At 36.9% G+C, this 17775-nt stretch carries 15 protein-coding genes; 5 read left to right on the plus strand and 10 right to left on the minus strand.

Features of this window, described 5'->3' with window-relative positions; translation table 11 throughout:
* Window positions 1–405, minus strand: a 405-nt coding sequence (locus tag ACIQ6Z_RS05850; protein WP_396209996.1) for a response regulator transcription factor, incomplete at its 3' end; no start/stop codon positions are given.
* A complete protein-coding gene (locus tag ACIQ6Z_RS05855; protein WP_396209997.1) occupies window positions 398–1666 on the minus strand; it encodes a sensor histidine kinase in 1269 nt (422 codons plus the stop codon). The genes ACIQ6Z_RS05855 and ACIQ6Z_RS05850, both read right to left, overlap by 8 nt.
* 144 nt (window positions 1667–1810) lie before the next feature.
* Between ACIQ6Z_RS05855 and ACIQ6Z_RS05860 the strand changes: the two genes are divergently transcribed.
* The 3 genes from ACIQ6Z_RS05860 (at window position 1811) to ACIQ6Z_RS05870 (ending at window position 4456) form a co-directional block, all read left to right on the plus strand.
* The gene (locus ACIQ6Z_RS05860; protein WP_396209998.1) at window positions 1811–2281 is read left to right on the plus strand and encodes a DUF1573 domain-containing protein; all 471 of its coding nucleotides are present in this window, start codon (window positions 1811–1813) and stop codon (window positions 2279–2281) included.
* A 279-nt stretch (window positions 2282–2560) separates the two neighbouring features.
* Window positions 2561–3718 carry a serine hydrolase domain-containing protein gene (locus ACIQ6Z_RS05865; RefSeq protein ID WP_396209999.1) on the plus strand — a complete coding sequence of 386 codons (1158 nt, stop codon included), beginning with the start codon at window positions 2561–2563 and terminating at the stop codon, window positions 3716–3718.
* 24 nt (window positions 3719–3742) lie between these two features.
* Complete coding sequence (locus ACIQ6Z_RS05870; RefSeq protein ID WP_396210000.1) at window positions 3743–4456, plus strand: 3'-5' exonuclease; 714 nt, start codon at window positions 3743–3745, stop codon at window positions 4454–4456.
* 48 nt (window positions 4457–4504) lie between these two features.
* Here ACIQ6Z_RS05870 and ACIQ6Z_RS05875 read toward each other — a convergent pair whose 3' ends face one another.
* Complete coding sequence (locus tag ACIQ6Z_RS05875) at window positions 4505–7456, minus strand: S8 family serine peptidase (protein WP_396210001.1); 2952 nt, start codon at window positions 7454–7456, stop codon at window positions 4505–4507.
* Between the two features lie 136 nt (window positions 7457–7592).
* Between ACIQ6Z_RS05875 and ACIQ6Z_RS05880 the strand changes: the two genes are divergently transcribed.
* Window positions 7593–9032, plus strand: coding sequence for a nucleoside recognition domain-containing protein (locus tag ACIQ6Z_RS05880; protein WP_396210002.1), 1440 nt, complete (start codon window positions 7593–7595; stop codon window positions 9030–9032).
* A 77-nt stretch (window positions 9033–9109) separates the two neighbouring features.
* Window positions 9110–10717 (plus strand): fumarate hydratase, encoded by a 1608-nt coding sequence (locus tag ACIQ6Z_RS05885; protein ID WP_396210003.1) that lies wholly within the window; start codon window positions 9110–9112, stop codon window positions 10715–10717.
* Between the two features lie 129 nt (window positions 10718–10846).
* Here ACIQ6Z_RS05885 and ACIQ6Z_RS05890 read toward each other — a convergent pair whose 3' ends face one another.
* The 7 genes from ACIQ6Z_RS05890 to ACIQ6Z_RS05920 form a co-directional block, all read right to left on the minus strand.
* Window positions 10847–12010, minus strand: coding sequence for a class I SAM-dependent rRNA methyltransferase (locus ACIQ6Z_RS05890; protein WP_396210004.1), 1164 nt, complete (start codon window positions 12008–12010; stop codon window positions 10847–10849).
* A 133-nt stretch (window positions 12011–12143) separates the two neighbouring features.
* Window positions 12144–12488, minus strand: a complete 345-nt coding sequence (locus ACIQ6Z_RS05895) for a four helix bundle protein (protein WP_396210005.1) — start codon at window positions 12486–12488, stop codon at window positions 12144–12146.
* Window positions 12489–12559: 71 nt separating this feature from the next.
* Complete coding sequence (locus tag ACIQ6Z_RS05900) at window positions 12560–13219, minus strand: CoA transferase subunit B (RefSeq protein WP_396210006.1); 660 nt, start codon at window positions 13217–13219, stop codon at window positions 12560–12562.
* A 94-nt stretch (window positions 13220–13313) separates the two neighbouring features.
* Window positions 13314–14012 carry a CoA transferase subunit A gene (locus ACIQ6Z_RS05905; protein WP_396210007.1) on the minus strand — a complete coding sequence of 233 codons (699 nt, stop codon included), beginning with the start codon at window positions 14010–14012 and terminating at the stop codon, window positions 13314–13316.
* An 11-nt stretch (window positions 14013–14023) separates the two neighbouring features.
* Window positions 14024–16318 (minus strand): penicillin-binding protein 1A, encoded by a 2295-nt coding sequence (locus ACIQ6Z_RS05910; protein WP_396210008.1) that lies wholly within the window; start codon window positions 16316–16318, stop codon window positions 14024–14026.
* A 1-nt stretch (window position 16319) separates the two neighbouring features.
* Window positions 16320–16817 carry a gliding motility lipoprotein GldH gene (locus ACIQ6Z_RS05915; protein ID WP_396210009.1) on the minus strand — a complete coding sequence of 166 codons (498 nt, stop codon included), beginning with the start codon at window positions 16815–16817 and terminating at the stop codon, window positions 16320–16322.
* A partial coding sequence (locus ACIQ6Z_RS05920; protein WP_396210010.1) for a stage 0 sporulation family protein occupies window positions 16798–17775 on the minus strand: 978 nt, incomplete at its 5' end. The genes ACIQ6Z_RS05915 and ACIQ6Z_RS05920, both read right to left, overlap by 20 nt.

Genomic DNA, 17775 nt, shown 5'->3' on the forward strand with positions numbered 1-17775 from the left:
AAAAGTATACTGTTTTTGAATCGTGTTTTCTACTGATTTTTGGCTGCGGTGTAAAAATATTTCGATTTTTAAAATAAGCTCTTCAATAGAATAAGGCTTAATCAAATAATCATCGGCCCCTAATTTCAAGCCTTTGATTCGGTCTTCCTTCAGGGTTTTTGCCGATAAAAAGATGATCGGTATTTCTTGATCGCGCTTTCTAATTTCTGTCGCCATTTCAAAACCATCCATATCGGGCAACATGATATCTAACACACACAGATCAAATGATTCGGTGCAAAATAAACGAAAGGCTTCTTTTCCATTATTGCAGTGCAACACGTCGAAATGCTGTTCTAAATTATCGGTTGTTAAAAACGCTAACGTTTCGTCGTCTTCTACATATAAAATGCGCTTTTTACTCATAATCATTCGTATTTATTTGCACTGAAACGGTTATCCCGCGATCCGCATTGTTTTGTACCCAAACCTGCCATTTGTGCCATTCACAAACACGTTTTACATAAGACAGCCCGATGCCAAATCCTTCAATATCTTTATTATCTTGACGTGTTACCCTATAAAATTTATCAAAAACAAATGGCAAATCTTTTTCAGGGATACCAATGCCTTGATCCGTAAATTCTAATTGCAATCCTTTAGCCGTTTCTTTAGCATTAATTTCAATTTTGGCTGAATTTTCAGCATATTTTACGGCATTATCTATAATATTGTATATCAAATTGTAAAAGTGAAATTCATCTGCAAATAGTATGTAGGGTTTTGCAATAGTAATCGCCATTTTGATTGCCGTAGGGTGTTTTAATTGAATATTTTCCTTTACCAATTCAAGCACGGCCCGCAAGTCCACTTTCGTTTTTTCAAGAGCAATTTGATTGCTATCTGTTTTGGCTACATATAAAATTTTCTCAATATGCTGATTTAATTTATTGCTCTGATTGATAATGATTTGCATGTATTTTGAAAGCTTAGGATGGCTTAAGATTTCATTTTGGGAATTGGCATAATTGGACGCAATTAATATGGAAGCCAAAGGGGTTTTAAATTCATGTGTCATGTTGTTAATGAAGTCTTTTTGTAATTCGGTATATCGTTTTTGTTGCAGCATGAGAAAAACGGAATACACATAAATAATCAACACTAGGAACAGCACTCCTGTAAAGACCCAATACTGGCTTAAACTCGTAAAATAACCTTTCTGTAAATGGGGAAATCGAATCGCAAAATAATAGGTTAAGTCAGTGTTTTTTGGAAAACATTCCGCACACATTTTCGATGGTTTGCCGTTTACAGATATGTAATTACCATACACCATAGACTCCGAACTGCAGTCATAAATAGCATATTCAAAATCCAATTCCAACTTTACTCGGTCAAATTCAGTCTTTAAATAATGTTCGAGTAACCGGTTTTCAAACACGTCGTTTACATTGACAATGAAATAATTTGCACTGACTTTTTTGATGGGATTACTTACTGGCATTTCAGAATTATTATCCTGATATATTTTTTCAACCACATCCTGTAGGGCAAAGTGTATTTTGTCCTCCGTATCTCTTTTTTCAAAAATATACGCCTGATTGAGTAAAAACAATTGCATGATAATTACCCCTACAATGGCCAATAACCCAATAAAAATTACAGTATTTAATTTATTAAACTTCATATTGACCTCGATATTACAAAAAAATAACGGTAAAAAACACCATTAACAAGTTGTTAACAATCATTAGAATATGATTAACAACTCCTTTTTTCGGATTGTTTAGCTTTGTAACACAAAATTAAAATAACTAAAAATATTATACGCATGAAATCAATTAAATTATCAATTATTGCCTTATTTATTGCAAGTGCTTCATTTGCACAAGTTAAAGAAGCAAAATCAGACAAAGCTCCGGCTCCAATAGCTGTTCCTGCGCCGCCTCCAGCACCTAAACAATCTGTTGTGAAATGGGATCAAGAAATGCATGATTTTGGCGATATTCCAAAAGGAATTCCTGCTAGTTATGAATTTACTTTCACGAATAATACCAAAGAAACAATCTTAATCACTAGTGTTAAACCAGCTTGTGGATGTACTGCAGCTAACTACACTAAAACCCCAATCAAACCCGGGGAAAAAGGAACAGTAGAAGCTACATTTAATGCCGCTTCCGTTGCTCCATTTCAAAAATCAGTTACAGTAATGACCAATGAAGGTGGCACTGAAGCAATCAAAACACTATCATTTAAAGGAAAAGTAATTGAAACGGCCACAGACGCTGACAAAAAATCATAAATAAAAGAATAATTATAATTCAACTTTTTTTATCTTGAAAAAACCATCTGATTGTTCAGGTGGTTTTTTTTTATAAAACAATAAAAGCTGCTTTCGAAGTGCCTTGTCATTGCGTTATTGCTTTCGAAGGCTCACTAACCGAATGTTCCTGAGGAATGGGTTCCAAAAAATGGTTGCTTGGGCATGAAAATTCTTCGGCTCAAAAAGTTTGTTCGCGTTTTTATAAAACCAATCCAACTTTTTTCTATTTTTATATCTCAATATCATACAAATTTGTCGATGAAATTCTTGCTCAAATTATTAAAATGGGTAGCCATAAGTTATGCTGCTCTTATCGTTTTACTGTATCTTTTTGATGTTGATTATTTACTTCGCGCTGTAAAAACGATTTATTTTAAAGGGCATACTACTGCTTTTTTGGAAGATTATAAAGAATTTCCCAATCGCGAAATTAAAAAAGGTGTTGCCCAACCTTGGTCAATTTCCAAAGACTACAATACGATTCCAACAACTGCAACGTTAGAGAAAACGCATCAAGAATTAAAAACGGTAGCATTTGTTATCATTAAAAAAGATAGCATTTGGCATGAAAGCTATTTCGATGGCTTTAACAAAAACTCGAAAACCAATTCGTTTTCTATGGCCAAAAGTGTGGTGACTATGGCGCTCGGAAAGGCCATTATGGAAGGAAAAATCAAAAGTTTAGATCAAAAAGTCATCGCTTTTTTTCCGGAAATAAAAGGAAAATATGCTCAAGAGGTAACCGTTGGTGATTTGGCTTCAATGGCATCAGGATTGAGTTGGGACGAAAAATACTACAGCCCTTTTTCTATTGTTACACGGGCTTACTTCGATGATGATTTAAACAGCGTCATTCTCGGATTGAACATATATGAAAACCCCGGAAAATCTTTTAAATACTTAAGTGGTGCCACCCAATTACTTGCCATGTGCATTCAAAAAGCAACAGGAGAATATGTGTCACAGTATGTGTCCAAAAACTTTTGGCAACCCATGGGGGCCGAAAATGATGCGCTATGGCAATTGGATCATGCGCCCGACGGTATTGAAAAAGCCTACTGCTGTATGGCAAGTAATGCACGCGATTTTGCACGATTTGGTAAATTGTATTTACAAAACGGGCAGTGGAATGGACAACAACTTTTGGATGCTTCTTTTGTAAAAAAATGCATCACGCCACGTTTTAAAGAATCGGGTCATTATGGCTATGGTTGGTGGATTCATACTGTTTTAGGTAAAAAATTATACTATATGCGAGGTCACTTGGGACAATTTGTAATCGTAATTCCAGAAGATCAGTTAATCATCGTGCGACTCGGTCATTTAAAAGGAGAACAAACAAAAAATGATCCGCACAGCAATGATTTGTATACCTATGTTACCGAAACCTATAAAATGCTTGGCGCCCAAAAATAAAATCAACCCCCTAAAATAGAAACTATGATTCAAAAAACACCCCTCAACAATATCTTATTTTTAGATATTGAAACCGTACCGGAACAGGAACATTATGACAAATTAGACTCTGATATGCAGCAGCTTTGGGAACAAAAAACACAGTACCAAAGAAAAGAAGATGTCTCAGGAGAAGACTTTTATGAAAGAGCTGGTATTTGGGCAGAATTTGGCAAGATCATCACCATATCTGTAGGTTATTTTGTCAACAAGGCCGACATTCGTAATTTTAGAGTTACTAGTTTTTGGGGTGATGAAAAGAAAATTCTGAATGATTTTTCAAATTTATTAAACACTCATTTTAATGGTGTCCAAAATCTATTATGTGGCCATAACGCCAAAGAATTTGACATTCCATTCATTGCGAGAAGAATGATCATTAATGGCATGGTATTGCCGAACAAACTCAATTTATTTGGAAAAAAACCTTGGGAAGTTCCTCATCTTGACACCTTGGAATTATGGAAATTTGGTGATTATAAACATTTCACTTCTTTGAAGTTATTGACCAAAGTTCTTGGAGTGCCTTCACCAAAAGATGATATTGACGGCAGTGAAGTAGCGCGCGTATTTTATGAAGAAAAAGACATCGATCGCATCATTACTTATTGTGAAAAAGATGTCATTGCTGTAGCTCAAATTTTTCTTCGTCTACGTAGTGAAGAATTATTAATTGAAGATGAAATTATTCATGTATAAAAAAAAGGGAGCATTTTAGCTCCCTTTTTTATCTGTATTGGTAATTAATTATTTATTAATCACCACTTTTTTAGTGGTCTTATTGCTTCCATTTTGAAGCGTTAGCATATAAATTCCATCCGATAAATTTTCCACATTCAATGTTTCTAGATCTGAAGAAGAAACTTTAGAAATTACTTTTCTTCCTTGCACATCAAATAACTCATAGGTTGTTTCTCCGTTTACGCTTCCCGCTAGATCAATAGTAACAAAACCTTTAGCTGGATTAGGGTAAATTTTCAAAGCATTAAAGGTATTGATGTTTGCATTTAAATTTGAAGGTATAACTTTACAAAAATTTAATGAAACCGCATTAATTGTACCGCCGTCTTGATTGCCAACATCCAATATATTTAAAGTCCATGTACCATCAGCTACTAATCCATTAATACTTGATAAGCTTTCAAACGGTCTAATCGTCCCACTCACAATGGGCGCAACTTCCGCGCAACTAATACTTTGTCCGGAATCATCAAGTGTTGCCTGAATATCTGGGTAAGTTGGTCCGGTACCAATACAAGGTTGATTAAACAACGTGATTTCTGGTCTTCCAATTGAAGCTGGACCAGATAAAGTAATAATCATATCTCCAATCCACGTATGTGTAATGTCTAAAGTTACGTTCAAATCGGCAATAGTAATTCCTCCCGAAACAACAATTGGAACAGAAGCAGTACTATTTGGAACAACATCAATCGCTGCATTTGAAAAATCTGTCGCTGCAAACACTAAATTACAGGTAATAATCCCTGTGTTAAAGGTTTGAGAGGCTACATTTGTTGCAGCATTACATCTATTAGAAGGTATCACTCTCCAATAATATCTTGTTTCAGAACTCAATCCTGTAAGTAAATAGGTTGAATCTGTTAGATCAATATTTGTGTGAAAAGAAGAAAAATCAGGTCTTGTTGAAACTTGTAGGTTATAATTTTCTGAATTAAAATTAGAAGACCAATCTAAAACTACCGAACTACCAATACTATTTGAATTATTTGCTGGTGTAAGTAATGCAATAGGCTCGAAAGAAGTAGAATAAACGGTTAACTTTTTAAATCTCGTTTCCGTTTCCGTTCCGTTGGATGCTTGGATACCAATATCATAAATACCCGGTTGTACACTTGGTAAATTAGAAATTGTCATGGTAACTACTCCATTTGTGCTTAATGACTGAGGAAAAACAGAAGCAGTAGCGCCTGTAGGCAATCCAATTGCAGAAAAATTAGTCGTTGTTGAACCTACTTGTTTGTAATCAAACGTATATACTGCGCTTTGATCTGAACAAGCTACAACATCTGCCGATTTTGAGGTGATTGCAATATTTGAGGCTAATCCAGTAATAACCAAAGAATAATGTTGAGATCCCGAACTTAAATTCCCTTTGTGACTTATAGTTATAGTATAATTTCCTGCTGCTGGTGCGTCAATTTTGATAACTTCTACATTATCCACGTCATTATCGGCAGTTCTTATTGCTAAATCAGTAGGATTACTTTGTAATTTCCAAGGGAAGTAGGTTGTTGATCCATTTGAAATTCGAATATCTAGATCATTTACTAACGCCTTCGTAAGATCATTTGCTGGTCTGGAACCGTTATTCGCAACTCCTGGCAAATCTGTCCAGGTTATAGAAGCAATTAAAGGATTGTTTGGTCCACCACTAGAATTAACGGTCATTGTATACGTTTGCCCTTGATTCAAAACATTTTCTGAAACCCAAGAATTTAATCCATTATCTCTTATGGTCTCAGCGGCTTTTTTTGCATTTAATAATCCCCATCCAAATCTTGGATCTGGACCAACATTCCCAGCATCATCGGCCGTATGACAAGCAATTCCTTTTAATGTGGCTGCCTTCATAAAAACATTGTGCAAAGAATAATGATACTGCTGTAACAACAATAAGGTTCCTGAAACATTAGGCGCTGCCATGGATGTTCCTGAAAAAGTATTAATAGAGGTGTTGTTTAAGGCTGTCAACGAAGTTAGGCCCTGACCATTCCCTGCAATATCAGGCTTAATTCTTCTATCATCTGATGGCCCTTGGCTACTATCGCTACTAATATTTACACTTGCTAATGTGCCGTCTGGGAATATAATTGCATCACTAGAATTAGCAACTGTTAAAACATTTTTTGCTACTTTATCTCCAATTAATTTATCAAACCCCGGTGCAATCGGAGTAGCATTTAAATTGTTATTTCCGTCATTTCCGGCCGAAAAAACAGGCAAATAATAGGGTGCTAAATAAGCTGTCTGGTCCCAATCTCTAGAAGAATCAACATACGACCCAATATACCAAGCAGGAATAGTTGCAGAAACAGCAACGCCATAGGAGTGATTCGAAACCAACATCCCAAGTGCTACTTCTGACAATGCTTCAGACACATCGTTTGTCCAATTATATGTTTTTGCATTAGCCAACGGCGCCATTCCTTTTATGTTTTCTGAAGCAACATTCCAAGGCGAGGCAATAATTGTTCCCGTAACATGTGTAGCGTGATCGTTAAAAGTTGTGCCAGCAGCATCATCAATGGTTTGTACTCGTGAACCAAATCCGTTATGTGTTCGTCTAACGGTCCCTCCATCCCAAACACGAGCCACCATACCTTGACCATCTATGTTTAATCCTAAACCGCCGCCTGAATTTATGAAATTAGTTCGTGTTGATACCGCCGCATCTACATTATCCGTTCGTCTGTAAATTGGGAAACCTTTTGGATCAATTTTAATTAACTCTTCGACACCTCCATTTTCTAAATCGATGCGAATTGGCCAACCATTTTTGTTTGCGGTTTCAATAGCAAATTGTCTGTCTATATCCTCCGTCGCTTTTATTTTACCTTGAAGTAACTTGATGGCATTTAAGTCGTAACTCTTTGTAATTTCCTGAATTTGTTGGCTATTTTGAGCATTTCCTAGCAATACAGAAAAGAAAAGAAAAATTAATACGTATGGTTTCATGGTTCTCTTTTTATGGATTTAAAAATTGAAAAGCTAATTTACTCTCTTTTTTACTTAAAATGAAAAAAATATGCATTTTTATTGTGATTTTTATCTATGTGATTTTTTAATTTTACATTTACAAAAAATATAACACATGGTTTTAAGCAGATTTTGGTTAGTGATATTTATATCTTCTATCTTTTTTATTGTTTTCGGATTGTTTTCTTCACAATACTATTCCGTTGATTATGTTTTGAATGGAAAACAAGGCGAGCCCCTCTTAATAGCTGAAAAATATATAAATGAAGTACCTCAATTTGTACAAGACAGTGTCCAAAAAGCCGAAGATAAAACATTTAGTATCAATAAAAATGAGTTAGATGCTGACACCACTTATGTGTACAACAATCAAACCGTAAAAATATACAGCGGAAAACAAAAAGCTGATGGCTTATTGCCCATGACCAAAAGCAGTTTATTTGATTTGATTCTGCCCTTAATGGCCTATTTGTCCTTTTTCTGTGGGATCATGGAATTGCTAATTATTTCGGGCGCTTCTGAACGCTTGGCCCGAAAATTAAGCCCGTTATTTGCCAAAGTATTCCCTAGTATTCCAAAAAATCACGAGTCCATTTCCTACATGACCTTGAATTTTGCGGCGAACTTTTTAGGTCTGGATTCTGCAGCTACTCCTTTTGGATTGAAAGCCATGCAAAGTTTACAAGAACTCAACGAAGATAAAGACCGAGCCAGTGATGCCCAAATCATGTTCATGTGTTTGCACGCTGCTGGTTTGACCTTAATTCCTACGTCCATTATTGGTTACCGTGCCGCTGAACATGCAGCCAATCCAGCCGATGTAATGTTGCCATGTATTATTACTTCTTTTGTGGGCACCATTGCTGCTTTTATTTTTGTTGGAATTAAACAACGCGTTAATTTTAAAAGCGCTTCTTTACTTGCGGTTTTAATGGGTGTAATCGGTGCCATTGTTGGATTATTATTTTATGTAAACAGTTTAGATTTAATTGGAAAAAATTATTTTACTTCTAACCTTTCTGGATTGTTATTGCTATTAATTATTGGTGGCACTTTGATATTTTCCTTCGTTCACGAGAAGAAATTTGTGGAACAAAAAACAACGATTTTCGACACATTTGTATCAGGAGCAAATAACGGATTAAAAACCGGAGTTACCATTTTTCCTTATGTAATGGGAATGTTAGTCGCCATTTCACTCTTCAGAAATAGTGGCTTGTTTGAAAACATCAGTTACGGAATTTCATTTGTTTTTGCACATTTGGGCGTCGCAAAAGAGATCACCGATTCATTGCCTGTGGCCATGTTGCGCCCTTTTAGCTCAGGTGGTTCGCGTGGCTTTATGATTGATGCAATGAAGCAATTTGGACCCGATTCTTTAACCGGAAGATTGAGTTGTATTTTTCAATGCAGTGCCGAAACGACTTTTTACGTAATTGCCGTTTATTTTGGTAGTATCAATGTGAAAAACACTCGTTATACTCTAGGGATGATGCTTTTAGTAGATTTAATCTGTGTAATAACGGCCATTTTTGTGGCGAGTTGGTTTTTTTAAGATATACTAATTAACCATATTTCATTTTTTCAATCCCGGCAAAAATCAGTAACTTTACCTCTCAAAACTACACACAAATGGACTTTTTATATCAAGACCCGTATCCCATTTTAAAAGACGATACAACCTACAAAAAATTAACTTCCGATTACGTAAAAGTGGAGCAACTTGGCGACAGAGAAATCTTAGTGGTTGACCCAAAAGGATTGGAATTATTAGCACAAGAAGCCATGGACGACGTTTCGTTTATGTTGCGTTCGGCCCATTTACAAAAATTACGAAACATTATTGAAGACCCAGAAGCAACAGACAACGACCGTTTTGTAGCTTATAATTTATTGCAAAATGCTGCCGTAGCGGTAGAAGGTCAATTGCCTTCTTGCCAAGATACTGGAACCGCGATTGTTGTTGCGAAAAAAGGGGAAAACGTTTATACTGGTGTGGATGATGGCGAATGGTTGTCTAAAGGAATTTACAATACGTACCAAAATAAAAATCTTCGTTATTCGCAAATTGTTCCAATTTCGATGTTTGAAGAGAAAAACTCAGGATCGAACTTACCGGCACAAATTGATATTTATGCGAAAAAAGGAAATTCGTATGAGTTCTTGTTTTTAACAAAAGGTGGTGGTTCGGCCAACAAAACGTTCTTGTATCAAAAAACAAAATCGTTGTTGAATGAAAAATCGTTAGACGAATTTGTTCGTGAGCGCATTATGGATTTAGGAACAGCGGCTTGTCCCCCGTACCATTTGGCCTTAGTAATTGGTGGCACTTCTGCGGAAGCAAATTTAGCCGCCGTGAAAAAAGCTTCGGCAGGATATTATGACAATTTACCGACTTCTGGAAACATGTCGGGTCAAGCATTTCGCGATTTGGAATGGGAAAAAAGAGTGCAACAAATTTGCCAAGAAAGTCAAATTGGAGCCCAATTTGGCGGAAAATATTTAACCCATGATGTGCGTGTCATTCGTTTACCACGTCATGCGGCATCTTGCCCGGTTGGAATGGGCGTTTCGTGTTCGGCAGATCGAAACATCAAAGGAAAAATCACAAAAGACGGTATTTTCTTAGAACAATTAGAAACCAATCCGGGACAATTTTTACCTGCTACAGCGCCGCATTTAGAGCCAGCTGTGGAAGTTGATTTGAACAAACCGATGGCGGAAATTTTAGCAGAATTATCAAAATATCCCATCAAAACGCGTTTGAAATTAAACGGAACGTTGATTGTCGCTCGTGATATTGCGCATGCAAAAATCAAAGAGTTATTAGACGCTGGAAAACCAATGCCAGACTATTTCAAAAATCACCCAGTATATTACGCTGGCCCAGCAAAAACGCCAGACGGCATGCCATCGGGAAGTTTTGGACCAACCACCGCAGGAAGAATGGATGTCTATGTAGACGAATTCCAAGCGGCTGGCGGAAGCATGATTATGTTGGCCAAAGGAAACCGAAGTGCCGATGTCATGAACGCCTGTAAGAAATACGGTGGATTCTATTTGGGTTCGATTGGTGGTCCTGCGGCGATTTTAGCCAAAGAAAACATCTTATCGGTAGAAGTCGTAGATTTTGAAGAATTAGGCATGGAGGCCGTTCGTAAAATCACGGTGAAAAATTTCCCCGCTTTTATCATTACGGATGACAAAGGGAATGATTTTTTCTCGGCATTGAGTCATTAAGAAAGAGAAAAGAATATAGAAAATTAAAAAACCTGTAAGTGGAAAGACTTGCAGGTTTTTGTTTTTATGAATGCCTACAAGGTCAAAAAAACTTGCAGGATAACGATCTCAAAACTCCCCACTCAAAACCTACTCTACAAACAACACCAATCCTTTTAAATAATGCCCTTCAGGGTGGTAAATGTTCGTTGGGTGATCAGGACCTTGTTCTAATTTGTGCAACACTCGGATATTTCTTCCGGTTTCTATGGCGGCGGCGGCAACGGTATTGTAAAACAACACATCGTCAATCACTTGCGAGCACGAGAACGTGAATAAAATACCGTTTGGCGCTAAAGCTTTTAAACCGGCTATGTTTAAACGTTTGTAGGCTTGCGTAGCCGTATGTTTACTTTTAATGCTTTTCGCGAAAGCGGGCGGGTCTAATACAATCACATCGTACTGCTGCGTGTGTTCTTTCATGAAGTTGAACACGTCGTCAGCAACCGCATTATGATTGGCTTTTGGAAAGTTCAATTCCATATTACTGGCCGCTAAATCCACCGCTTTTTGAGAAATATCTACCGAAGTGACCAATTCTGCTCCAGCGTTCATGGCGTAAATAGAAAATCCGCCTGTGTAACAAAAGGTGTTTAGTACTTTTTTGCCTTTTGAGAATTCACCTAATAATTTTCGGTTGTCGCGTTGGTCCAAGAAGAAGCCGGTTTTTTGGCCTTCAACCCAATTTACTGAAAACAAAATGCTGTTTTCTTTGGCAACGGTTTCTTGTTTGTTTCCGAATAAGAAATAATCGGTTCCCGTATTCGGTAATGTCCCAGAACTTTTGCAATAAATGGTTTCGCAATGGTCTGGGAAATTTGCTTGTATCGCTTCCGAAATTTGCTTCATTTGAAGAAAAACTCCGGTTGAATGCGCTTGAATAACCCAATTTTTATCGTAATAATCAATAATCAATCCCGAAATGCCGTCGCCTTCTCCGTGAATTACTCGGAACGCATTGGTAACTTCAAAATCCAATAGTTGAGTACGTAAAAACCATGCCGATTGTAGTTTGGTTGCCCAAAAGTTCTCAGAGAATGTTTCGTCGCCAAAGGTCAAAATACGCACCACAATACTTCCTTTGTCACTGAAATATCCGGTTCCTAAATGTTGGTTTTTTGAATCCACTACATCGACCATTTCGCCGTCGTGTATTTCCCGACTTACGCCATATACCGCACCGCTGAAAATCCAAGGATGACGCCGTTGGATGGATTTTTCTTTACCTGATTTAAGAATTACTTTTGGAAACATGTTAATGTGTCAATTAGTCGATTTGCCAATTCAATTAGTCAATTTGAAAATGTGTCATTGTCACATTGGCTTATTGGCTAATTTTTTTGGTTGTTGAAATGATTTTGTTTGTAATTTTCAATATATCAAAAACTTAAGTTAATAATTCTTCTGAATTTGGATAATTTTCTAATTCGTTACAAAGGAATAACCAAAATTCAGTTTCATCAGCTTCTTTCATGGCAATTTTCATCTTATGAATAAAGTCTGCTTTGCTTTCAGCATTTTGAGCTTCTTTGATATTAGCTCCTATAGAAGTTCCTGATTTTAATAGTTGATTGGCGATTACATACTTTATGTCTTCTTCTAATTTTTCTGTGTATTGAACCACTTTTTTAGCAAATTCAAATGATTTTAAAAGAATTAAATTGTTCTTGTACTTTTCTTGAAATGTTAACATGGCTTGTATATTTAATGTGTCAATTTGAAAATGTGTCAATTAGCCAATTATTTTATCAACAACCAATTGGCACATTGACTAATCGACTAATTGGCACATTGTTTTATTGGCTAATTAATACTCATCTCAGGAATTTCTCCTTCGATAATTAAATCGGCTTCTGTGGCTTTGATGATGTCATCTACCGAAACACCTGGTGCGCGTTCTAACAACTTAAAACCATTTGGCGTAACCTCTAAAACGGCTAATTCGGTAACGACTTTTTTCACGCAACCTACACCAGTTAGGGGAAGAGAACATTTTTTTAAGATTTTCGATTCGCCTGCTTTATTAACGTGCATCATCGCAACGATAATATTTTCAGCCGAAGCTACTAAATCCATCGCGCCACCCATTCCTTTTACCATTTTTCCTGGAATTTTCCAGTTGGCAATATCACCATTTTCGGAAACTTCCATGGCGCCTAAAATGGTTAAATCTACTTTTTGCGCACGAATCATTCCAAAACTGAATGCCGAATCAAAGAAACTGGCTCCTGGCAACGTAGTGATGGTTTGTTTACCTGCATTGATGATGTCGGCGTCTTCCTCTCCTTCAAAAGGGAAAGGCCCCATGCCTAAAACCCCGTTTTCTGATTGAAATTCAACCGAAATATCGGTACGCACATAATTGGCAACTAATGTTGGTATACCAATTCCTAAATTAACGTAGTACCCATCTTTTACTTCTTGGGCGATTCGCTGTGCGATTTGATTTTTATCTAATGCCATAATATAATGTGTCAATGTGATAATGTGTCAATGTGCCTATTTTAAAGTGTCAATTATTTTTATTGACTAATTGGCTCATTGTCACATTGGCTAATTATTTTTGTCTAACCGTTTTCTGTTCAATTCTTTTTTCAAACTTTTCTCCTTGAAAAATACGATTGACCATAATTCCAGGGATGTGAATTTCGTTTGGATTCAACGTTCCTGCTGGTACTAATTCTTCTACCTCAGCAATCGTAATTTTAGCAGCACCTGCCATACACGCATTAAAATTACGAGCAGTTCCTTTAAAAATTAAATTACCTGCTTCGTCACCTTTCCATGCTTTTACAATGGAAAAATCGGCTTTATAGGCTAATTCCATTACGTGCATTTTTCCGTTGAACTCGCGTGTTTCTTTTCCTTCTGCTACTTCCGTACCATAACCGGCAGGTGTAAAAAAAGCAGGAATTCCAGCTTGAGCGGCACGGCATTTTTCGGCCAATGTGCCTTGTGGTGTAAGTTCTACATCTAATTCTCCGGAAAGCATTTGGCGTTCAAATTCAGCATTTTCTCCCACATAAGATGAAATCATTTTTTTGATTTGACGCTTTTGTAACAACAATCCCAATCCGAAATCATCGACACCGGCATTGTTGGAAATACAGATTAAATTTGTAACGTTTTTGGTTACTAATTCAGCGATACTGTTTTCGGGAATACCACAAAGTCCAAATCCACCTAACATAATGGTTTGTCCGTCTTGAATTCCGTCTAATGCTTCTTGTACATTATTTACTTTTCTTGAAATCATAGTGTATTATTTTATAATCCGTCAAATTCATCCATATTGGGTTCGTCTGTAGGTACTTCTGTGGAATCGACTACTTTTTTTGGTGTCCAACAATCTACTTTTATAGATAAGTTTTCAGGTTTTTCAAAAGGTTCCCGAGACACGTCTAAATCACTATCGGCATAACATTTTTTCATGAAAATACCCCAAATAGGCAATGCTGTCGTGGCACCTTGTCCCATATGTGTAGATCTAAAATGAGCGGCTCGGTCTTCGTTACCCACCCAAATACCTGTGGCTAAATTGGGTACCATACCAATAAACCATCCGTCAGAATTGTTTTGAGAAGTACCTGTTTTTCCGGCAACTGGATTAGCAAAACTGTAATCGTATTGAATGAATCCGCCACCGCCATATTTTAATCGGGCTCCGGTTCCTGATTCTTTAACGCCTTCCATTAATTTAATTACAGCATAGGCTACATTTTTATTAACTACGTCTTTTTGATACGGAATCGGTTGATCGATAACCACCCCATTTTTATCTTCAATTTTGATAATGAAAGTAGGTTTCACATATACCCCTTGATTCGCAAACGTACTCATAGCGCCAACCATTTCTTCAACTGTAATATCTACTGCTCCAAGAGCAATTGAGGGTTGAATTGGGATTGTTGAAGTAACGCCCAATTCTTTTGCCATATCCACTACAGCTTGTGGGCCCACACGGTCAATTAATTTTGCTGAAACGGTATTGATAGAATTGGCTAAAGCTTTTTGTAATGTAATGGTTCCTCTGTAATTCCCGTCGGAGTTTTTAGGCGACCAATCGGCGTCGATTCCCCATTTACCCTTTGGCATGGTGAAATAACTATCAATAATAGAATCACAGGGTGACATTCCCAATTGTTCGATGGCAGTAGCATAAACAAAAGGTTTAAAAGTAGAACCTACTTGTCTCGCTCCTTGTCCTACGTGATCGTATTGGAAATATTTATAATTTACGCCTCCTACCCACGCTTTGATGTGTCCGTTTCTCGGCTCCATGGCCATCATTCCGGTTTGCAACATGTGTTTGTAGTAAATGATGGAATCTTTAGGGGTCATTAAAGTATCTTTCTCTCCATTATAGGTGAAGATTTTCATTTTAGCTGGGGCCGAAAACGATTTGATGATTTCATCAGCCGTTTTTCCGTTCAAATCCATTTTTCTCCAACGCTCCGAGTTTTTCATAGCTTGCATCATAATTTGCTTGGTTTGCTCGGGTGTAATATCAACAAAAGGCGCGTTGTCTTTGTCTTTCATCCCTTTAAAAAACTCTTTTTGTAAATTTTTTAAATGTTCTTGCACCGCTTCTTCTGCATATTGCTGCATTTTTGAATCGATCGTAGTATAAATTTTTAAACCATCTCGGTATAAATCATACTCAGTTCCATCGGGTTTCAAATGATCTTTTACCCATTTTCTCATATAATCTCTCAGGTATTCTCTAAAATATGTAGCGCTACCTTCGGAATGGCTTTCGGGTCTAAAATCTAGTTTTACGGGTAATTTTTTTAGCTGTTCTTGTTTGCCTTCCGTAATTACACCATTTTTCACCATTTGCTCTAATACGGTATTTCTTCGGTCCAATACCAATTGGGCTCTCTTTTTTCGGTTGGGATTATACAACGAGGGATTTTTTAACATCCCCACAAATAGAGCGCCTTCTTCAATGGTTAAATCTTTTGGCTCTTTGTTCATGTAAATTTTTGCCGCCGAACGAATTCCAACCGCGCCGTTAACAAAATCTACTTGATTTAAATACAAAGCAATGATTTCTTGTTTGGTATATTGTCTTTCCAGACGAATCGCAATAATCCATTCTTTTACTTTTTGAATGACCCTAAATAATTTAAAATTTGACCCTTCACCATGAAATAAATTTTTAGCCAACTGTTGGGTTAGCGTACTGGCACCACCATCTCTTCCTAATTTTACTACGGCCCGCAATGTTCCTTTTGCATCAATTCCCGAATGTTCGTAAAAACGTTCGTCTTCAGTTGCCACTAAAGCCTTAACAAGGTGTTGCGGTAATTCGTGATATTTTACAGGTGTTCTGTTCTCTTTATAAAATTTTCCGATAACCACTCCGTCTGCAGAAATAATTTCGGTGGCCACGTTAGAATCTGGATTTTCTAAATCATCAAAAGAAGGCATTTTTCCAAAAAATCCCCAAGAAGCAAAAAAGAATAATAAAATAATTCCTAAAAATCCATACTTAAAAAGTTGCCAAAACTTTCGGGTATATTCTGAGTAATCGTTTGTAACTGGTTTCTTAGTCGCCATGTTATTTTGTTTTTTCTATTCGTAAACCTAATTCTGTAATTCCTTCCAGTTCAGCAACTCCGTTTACTTCTCCAGTTGCTCGAACCGCTTGAACCACCTCAACATTGTATTTACCCATTCTATTGAAAACATAGTTTTCTAGATACCATAGTTTGCTCTCTTTGACGTCGGTAAAGCCTTCTCCTAAAAGGGTCCCATCGGCATCAGCCATTTGATATTCTAAGGTATCAATTTTTATCGTGGGTTTCTTTCCAGGCTCTTTTAAGGAAACAATCAAATACATGTTGTTGAACGGATAATCATTGTTGTTTCTCACATTTAAAAACAAATGGTACGGATTAACGGTATCCTTTTGTTCAAACGTAAAACGCAAGGTGTCGGACTTTTTCCACGATCCGTCTAATTCTTTATACTCGCTGAAAAACTGTTTCTTATCACACGCGGTAAAAAACACCAACAACAGCAATAAACCAATACAATTAGTCTTTCTTAGGTGCATTTTTAAAATTTGTAGGTTTTTTCTTTTTATTTCGGTTGTTCGATTTTCTTTTCGGTTGATCAAAACGCGTTAAACTGTCTTGTCCCACAACATTTTCGAATTTTTTCTCTACTTCTTGAACCGTTTCCACAACAAAGTCTTCTAAGCCCGCAACGCGTTCTTTTTTCTTGTTAATAGCAATAATTTCTTTTACCTTGGCTACAGGTAAAACCATCCATTGCGCTGGGGCATTGGCATATGAAAACCACATAATTTCTTTGAAAATGTCAATTTTCTGACAGTAAGCATCACCTTTTTCGGTGTACAATTTGGTTTCCATGTCGGGCATGTCTTTTAAGGCATCCAAATAGGTGTCCAATTCGTAATTCAAACAACATTTTAATTTTCCACATTGTCCCGCTAATTTTTGCGGATTCAATGATAACTGCTGGTATCGCGCTGCCGAAGTATTTACACTTCTAAAATCGGTCAGCCAAGTGGAACAACACAATTCTCTTCCGCAGGAGCCAATTCCACCTAAACGAGAAGCTTCTTGTCGGAAACCCACTTGTTTCATTTCGATTCTAATTTTGAATTCTTGTGCAAATTCTTTGATCAATTGGCGAAAATCTACGCGGTCGTTTGCGGTGTAGTAAAACGTTGCTTTCGATCCATCGCCTTGAAATTCAACATCCGAAATCTTCATTTCCAATTTTAAATTGATCGCAATTTCTCTAGCGCGCATGCGCACAATTTCTTCTTTATTTCTAGCTTCGGTCCAGATGTCAATGTCTTTTTGCGAAGCTTTTCGGTAAATTTTTGCTAATTCTTTGTCCGGATTTTCATTTTTCTTTTTCATTTGAATTTTAACCAATTCGCCTGTCAAAGTAATGATTCCGATGTCGTGTCCTGGAGAAGCTTCAGTAGCTACAATATCGCCAATGGACAAGGTTAATTTTTCGGTATTTCTAAAAAATTC

The organism is Flavobacterium sp. (genome assembly GCF_044376915.1).
In the GTDB taxonomy this organism is placed as follows: domain Bacteria; phylum Bacteroidota; class Bacteroidia; order Flavobacteriales; family Flavobacteriaceae; genus Flavobacterium.

Bases quoted from the DNA above. Each gene is read 5' to 3' on its own strand.
- ACIQ6Z_RS05905 (WP_396210007.1), bottom strand. From the start codon at position 14,012: ATGATTTCAAGAAAAGTAAATAATGTACAAGAAGCATTAGACGGAATT.
- ACIQ6Z_RS05855 (WP_396209997.1), bottom strand. From the start codon at position 1,666: ATGAAGTTTAATAAATTAAATACTGTAATTTTTATTGGGTTATTGGCC.
- ACIQ6Z_RS05880 (WP_396210002.1), top strand. From the start codon at position 7,593: ATGGTTTTAAGCAGATTTTGGTTAGTGATATTTATATCTTCTATCTTT.
- ACIQ6Z_RS05915 (WP_396210009.1), bottom strand. From the start codon at position 16,817: ATGCACCTAAGAAAGACTAATTGTATTGGTTTATTGCTGTTGTTGGTG.
- ACIQ6Z_RS05900 (WP_396210006.1), bottom strand. From the start codon at position 13,219: ATGGCATTAGATAAAAATCAAATCGCACAGCGAATCGCCCAAGAAGTA.
- ACIQ6Z_RS05865 (WP_396209999.1), top strand. From the start codon at position 2,561: ATGAAATTCTTGCTCAAATTATTAAAATGGGTAGCCATAAGTTATGCT.
- ACIQ6Z_RS05885 (WP_396210003.1), top strand. From the start codon at position 9,110: ATGGACTTTTTATATCAAGACCCGTATCCCATTTTAAAAGACGATACA.
- ACIQ6Z_RS05870 (WP_396210000.1), top strand. From the start codon at position 3,743: ATGATTCAAAAAACACCCCTCAACAATATCTTATTTTTAGATATTGAA.
- ACIQ6Z_RS05890 (WP_396210004.1), bottom strand. From the start codon at position 12,010: ATGTTTCCAAAAGTAATTCTTAAATCAGGTAAAGAAAAATCCATCCAA.
- ACIQ6Z_RS05860 (WP_396209998.1), top strand. From the start codon at position 1,811: ATGAAATCAATTAAATTATCAATTATTGCCTTATTTATTGCAAGTGCT.
- ACIQ6Z_RS05910 (WP_396210008.1), bottom strand. From the start codon at position 16,318: ATGGCGACTAAGAAACCAGTTACAAACGATTACTCAGAATATACCCGA.
- ACIQ6Z_RS05875 (WP_396210001.1), bottom strand. From the start codon at position 7,456: ATGAAACCATACGTATTAATTTTTCTTTTCTTTTCTGTATTGCTAGGA.